The 5,344-nt window shown below is 76.3% G+C and carries 4 protein-coding genes; 1 reads left to right on the top strand and 3 read right to left on the bottom strand.

What is annotated here, in order from left to right; translation table 11 throughout:
• Nucleotides 1-113: 113 nt before the first annotated feature.
• Complete coding sequence (locus L1885_RS22850) at nucleotides 114-1,058, top strand: aldo/keto reductase (protein WP_235799054.1); 945 nt, start codon at nucleotides 114-116, stop codon at nucleotides 1,056-1,058.
• Nucleotides 1,059-1,229: 171 nt separating this feature from the next.
• Here the strand turns inward: L1885_RS22850 and L1885_RS22845 are convergent, their stop codons facing one another.
• From L1885_RS22845 to lhgD, 3 genes are all read right to left on the bottom strand, one after another.
• A complete protein-coding gene (locus L1885_RS22845) occupies nucleotides 1,230-2,528 on the bottom strand; it encodes a PrsW family intramembrane metalloprotease (protein ID WP_235799053.1) in 1,299 nt (432 codons plus the stop codon).
• 337 nt (nucleotides 2,529-2,865) lie between these two features.
• Nucleotides 2,866-3,615, bottom strand: coding sequence for a tRNA (guanosine(46)-N7)-methyltransferase TrmB (gene trmB, locus L1885_RS22840; protein WP_235799052.1), 750 nt, complete (start codon nucleotides 3,613-3,615; stop codon nucleotides 2,866-2,868).
• A gap of 381 nt (nucleotides 3,616-3,996) precedes the next feature.
• Complete coding sequence (gene lhgD, locus L1885_RS22835) at nucleotides 3,997-5,208, bottom strand: L-2-hydroxyglutarate dehydrogenase (protein WP_235799051.1); 1,212 nt, start codon at nucleotides 5,206-5,208, stop codon at nucleotides 3,997-3,999.
• Nucleotides 5,209-5,344 lie beyond the last annotated feature (136 nt).

Below are 5,344 nucleotides of genomic sequence, written 5' to 3'. Positions count from 1 at the left end.
GCCGCGCGCGACACGCGGCCCCACGCCGGTGCGGCCCTGCGCCCACCGGCCTCCCGCCCGCCGGAGCGGGGGCGGTCGGCGGCCGGCCGGGCCCCGCGCTGTTCAATGAGGACATGACTGATCGACGCACACTGGGTTCCTCCGACCTCTCCGTCTCGCCGCTCTGCCTGGGCGCCAACGTGTTCAGCTGGAGCGCCGACGAGAAGGCGACCTTCGCCGTGCTCGACGCGTACACCGCGGCGGGCGGCAACTTCGTCGACACCTCCGACAGCTACGGCCGGCTCGCCGACGGCAGCAAGGGCAGCGGGTCCGAACTGCTGATCGGCCAGTGGATGGCGGCGCGCGGCAAGCGGGACGACGTCGTCGTCGCGACGAAGGTCGGCTCGCACCCCGAGTACAAGGGCCTCGCTCCCGAGACCATCAGGTCCGCCGCCGAGGGCTCGCTGCGCCGCCTCGGCACCGACCGCATCGACCTGTACTACACGCACTTCGACGACGAGTCCGTCCCCGTCGAGGACATCATCTCGACGCTCGACGAACTCGTGAAGGCGGGCAAGGTCCGGCACATCGCCGCCTCCAACATCAGCCCGGAGCGGCTGTCCGCCTCCCTCGCGTTCTCCGAGCGCGAGGGCCTCGCCCGGTACGTGGCGCTGCAGCCCCACTACAACCTGGTCTCCCGGGACACGTACGAGGGCGAGCTGCAGGACGTGGTGGCGCGCGGCGGCCTCAGCGCGCTGCCGTACTTCGCCCTCGCGGCCGGCTTCCTGACGGGCAAGTACCGGCCGGGCACCACCGTGGAGAGCGTGCGCGCCGACCGTGCCGCCGCCCACCTCGGGACCGAGCGCGGGCAGAAGGTGCTGGCCGAGCTGGATGCCGTGGCGCAGGAGCGGGGCGCGGAGCTCGCCACCGTCGCCCTCGCCTGGCTCGCGCAGCGGCCCACCGTGGCCGCGCCGATCGCCTCGGCCCGCACGGTCGAGCAGCTGCCCGCACTGCTGGCGGCGCAGGACCTGCGCCTGACGGACGAGGAGATGGCCCGCCTCACGGCCGCCGGAGCCTGACGCGGGGCGGGACCGTCTCCCTGCCGCTGCCTGCCCCTGCCTGCCGCTGCCCGCCCGACGGGCGCCTCCCCGCCTGTCGGCGGAGGCGAGCGCGGTTGCCGGCGGAGGCGATCGTGCCTGCCCGGACCCGGCCCGGCCCGCCCCGGGCTCCGGTCCGGGGCCGGGCGGGTGTCAGGGCAGGAGGTACGGGTTGTACGCGAGGCGGTCCAGGTACGGCGGCGGCGACGGCAGCCGGCCGGTGCTGCGCGCCGCGTGCAGCAGCGCGGCCCCCGCGGGCTCCCGGCACTCCCATATCCGCTCCAGGAGCTCCCTCTCGCGCGCGGCGAAGTCGGGGACGGGGATGCCGCGCTCGGCCTGGTCGCGCAGGATCGCGAGCGCCGTCGCGTGCCTGCCGTGCTCCGAGACGGACCGTGCGGCGCCCGCACCGAACGTGCGCCCCGCGAAGTCGCGTGCCGCCGTCCGCGCCCGCATGGAGGACAGCGCGAGCGGGGCCGCCGGGCCGAACCAGCCGGCCGCCACATACGCGGGCAGCACGGTGAGGACGGTGCGCAGGTCGCGCTGGCGCGCCCAGATGGTGAGCCAGGTGACGAGCCCGAACACCGGGACCATGAACAGCCCGTAGACGATGTAGAAGCCGAACGGGCCGAACACGCCCGAGGAGCTGTTCCACAGGGCGTGCATGCCCATGGCGCACAGCAGGCCGGACAGCGGCAGCGCGAGGCGCAGCGCCTTCCGGTGCGGCCCCCGGGCGACGCTCGTCAGCCCGAATCCGATGCCGGTGAGCACGGTGAACAGCGGGTGCGCGAAGGGCGAGAGGACGATCCGCACGAAGAACGTGGCCACCGTGAAGGAGGCCAGGCCGCTGCTGCCGAGCATCCTGTCCTCGCCGAAGGCGTTGCCCAAGTAGAGGATGTTCTCCGTGAACGCGAAGCCCGTCGCGGTGAAGCCGGCGAACACGACGCCGTCCACCACTCCGGTGAAGTGCCGCCGGCGGAAGAGGAAGAGCAGCAGCACCGCCGCGCCCTTGGCGCTCTCCTCGATCACCGGGGCTATGGCCGTGGCTCCGAGGGACTGCGCTCCGGAGGGGTCGGCGGTGGCCGTCGCCAGCCATTCCGTCGCGAACGAGTTCGCGATGATCGCGACCAGCGCGGCGGCGCAGCTGCCCCAGGCGAACGCGAAGAAGAGATTGCGCCAGGGACCCGGATCGACCCGGTCGACCCAGCGGAAGACGGACATGAGCACGGGCACCGGCAGCACCGCGAGCACGAGCCCGACGAGGAAGCCCTCCGTGCCGGTCTGGTCGCGGACGAGCGCGAGGATGACGGCCCCGCAGACGGTGAGCAGCGCGACCAGCGAACCGCCCCGCACCCAGTGGCGCGCCCACAGCTCGCGCCCGCGACGCCGCAGCGGCCGGCCGTCGAGGCGCACCGCGGGGGACGGCGGGAGGAACTGCTGTGTCGATTCGCTCACGTATCGACACTAACGACCGCCGCCGACAACGGCGATGGGGCATCGGCGCGATCACGGCTCCGGGGGCGGGGCGCCCGAGGCGGCCGTGGCCTGCGGGTAGCGGCCGGGCCCGGGCACCGGTGACCCGCCGCCCGCCCGGCGGGAGCCCGTGCGCCGGCCCGGTCGGCGCCGCCCGGGCACCGAGACCCCACCGATCCGTCCGGGCACTCCGATGCACCCGGTCGGGCGCGGTTGGGCCGGACGGGCCACGGGCCGGGGACGGCGCGCGCCGACTCCGACCCGCCCGGGACGGTGGCGGAGAGGCACCGGGCCCGCGAAAGCCGGGCGGCGGGCGGCGTCAGCCGGCCGTGCGGCGGAAGACGAGGTCGCGGACCACGTGGCCCTTCTCCAGGCCCTGCCCCTCGAAACGGGTGAGCGGCCGGAAGGCGGGCCGTTCGGTGAAGCCGCCGCCGGGGGCCGTGTTCTCGAACGCGTCGTGCGCGTCCAGCGTCTCCAGCATCCAGTCGGCGTAGGGCTCCCAGTCCGTCGCGCAGTGCAGGAGGGCGCCGGGTACCATCCGGCTCGCCGCGAGGTCCAGGAACTCGGGCTGGACGAGGCGCCGCTTGTGGTGGCGCTTCTTGGGCCACGGGTCGGGGAAGTACACGCGGACGCCGCTCAGCGATTGTGGCGGCAGCATCTCGCGCAGCAGGATGAAGGCGTCCCCGTTGGCCACACGCACGTTGGCCAGGCCCTCGCGCTCGGCGAGGGCGAGCAGGTTGCCCTGCCCGGGCGTGTGGACGTCGACGGCGAGGATGCCCGTGCCCGGGTCGGCCGCGGCCATCCGAGCCGTCGTCTCGCCCATGCCGAAGCCGATCTCCAGCACGACGGGCAGCCCGTCGAACAGGGCGCCGGGGTCCAGGACCCGCTGCCCGTCCACGTCGAAGCCCCACGCGGCCCAGAGCCGGCGAATGGCGTCGGCCTGGCCGGTGGTCACGCGGCTGCGGCGGGGCTGGAAACTCCTGATGCGGCGCTCGAAGCGGTCCCCGGCCGGGTCGGCGGCGGGCCCGCCTTCGGGGAACATGCGGCTGGGAGTCTGGGACTGGGACATGGTTCCCCCATGGTAGACGGCGCCGTGACGCGCCCCGGCCGACCGTGGAGGGGCCTGTTCCGCGCGGGGGCGCGGGCGGCGGCGGGGCACACGGCGGGGGTCCGCCGCGCGGGGAGGCCCGTCGGCGCACGGCCCGGCAGCCGCCCCCGGGGCACGCCCCTTCCGGCGAACTCGCCCCGGGCGCGGGGGTCACCCGGGGCCGGGACCCGCCCCCGGCGTTCGGCACTCGCTCGCCCGAGGCCCGCACTCACCCGGCGTCCGGGACCCGCCCCCGGCCCTCGGCACTCGTTCCCGATCCCAGGGCCCCGGGCCCCTGCGGGGGGCCTACGGGATCTGCGGTGGCGCCGGGGCCCGCGGTGGCGCCGGGCGCGGTGGCCGGGGTCAGTCCAGCGCCTCCAGGGCCCAGCGCGCGACCGCCCGCCCGATCGGCAGCGAGGCCGTCGCGGCGGGGGACGGCGCGTTGAGCACGTGGACCGCGCGGGGGCCGCGCCGTATCAGGAAGTCGTCCGCGAGGGAGCCGTCCCGCAGCACCGCCTGCGCCCGCACGCCCGCCGCCGCCGGGCGCAGGTCGTCGTCCGCCACCGCGGGCAGCAGCCTGCGGACCTCCGCCGCGAAGGCACGTCTGGTGAGGGAGCGGTACACCTCGCCCGCGCCGTGCCGCCAGTGGCGCCCGGCCATCCGCCACGCGCCCGGCCAGGCGAGGGTCGTCGCCACGTCGCGCGGCCGCACGACGCCCCACCCGTAGCCCTCGCGGGCGAGCGCGGGGACCGCGTTCGGCCCGACGTGCACGCCGCCCTCGACACCCCGGGTCAGGTGGACGCCGAGGAACGGGAACGCCGGGTCGGGCACCGGGTAGACCAGGCCCCGCACCAGGTCGGGCCGCGCCAGCTCGTAGAACTCGCCGCGGAACGGCACGATCCGCATGCCCGGGTCGTCGCCCGTGAGCCGAGCCACCCGGTCGCAGTGGAGTCCCGCGCAGTTGACCAGGGCGCGCGCCCTGATGATCTCGCCGGCCGCCGTGCGCACGGCGACGCCCCAGTCGCGCCGGTCCACGGCCACGATCCCCGCGCCGTACCGGACCGCGGCACCCGCGTCCGTGGCGGACCGCGCGAGCTGCCGGGCGACCGCGCCGAAGTCGCACACCCCTGTCGTCGCGACGTGCACGGCCTCGACCCCCCGGGCCTCCGGCTCGTGCTCCCGGATCTGCGCGGGCCCGAGCTCGCGCACGGGGATGCCGTGGGCGCGGCCGCGCTCCGCCAGCGCGCGCAGCCGGGGCAGCTCGCGCCGGTCCTTGGCGACGATCAGCTTGCCCGTCACCGCGTGCGGGATGCCGTGCTCCGCGCAGAAGCGGACCATCTCGGCGGAGCCGGACAGCGCGTAGCGCGCCTTCAGCGAGCCGGGCCTGTAATAGACGCCGCTGTGCAGGACCCCGCTGTTGCGCCCGGTCTGGTGGAGGGCGGCCGCCGCCTCCTTCTCGGCCACGATCACGCGCACTCCCGGCGCGGCACGCGTCAGCGCGTACGCCGTCGACAACCCGACGATCCCGCCGCCGACCACCAGTACGTCGCAGTCGAACCCCGCCCGCGCGGCCATCCGCCTCACCTCCCACCCCGATGGTGCACCCCGCCACCGACAGCCCGCCCGCGGGCCCCGCCCCGGCCGCCGCCGTGGGGCGCGAGAGCGGACCGCCGAGGGCGACGACCCGTGCGGGCCGGAGCGGGCCGGGGCG

The organism is Streptomyces fuscigenes (genome assembly GCF_021556455.1).
GTDB classification, from domain to species: Bacteria; Actinomycetota; Actinomycetes; order Streptomycetales; family Streptomycetaceae; genus Streptomyces; species Streptomyces fuscigenes.
Note: the sequence above shows the minus strand (reverse complement) of the source record. Positions and strands in the feature narration are given on the sequence as shown.

Bases quoted from the DNA above. Each gene is read 5' to 3' on its own strand.
- L1885_RS22850 (WP_235799054.1), top strand. From the start codon at position 114: ATGACTGATCGACGCACACTGGGTTCCTCCGACCTCTCCGTCTCGCCG.
- trmB (WP_235799052.1), bottom strand. From the start codon at position 3,615: ATGTCCCAGTCCCAGACTCCCAGCCGCATGTTCCCCGAAGGCGGGCCC.
- lhgD (WP_235799051.1), bottom strand. From the start codon at position 5,208: ATGGCCGCGCGGGCGGGGTTCGACTGCGACGTACTGGTGGTCGGCGGC.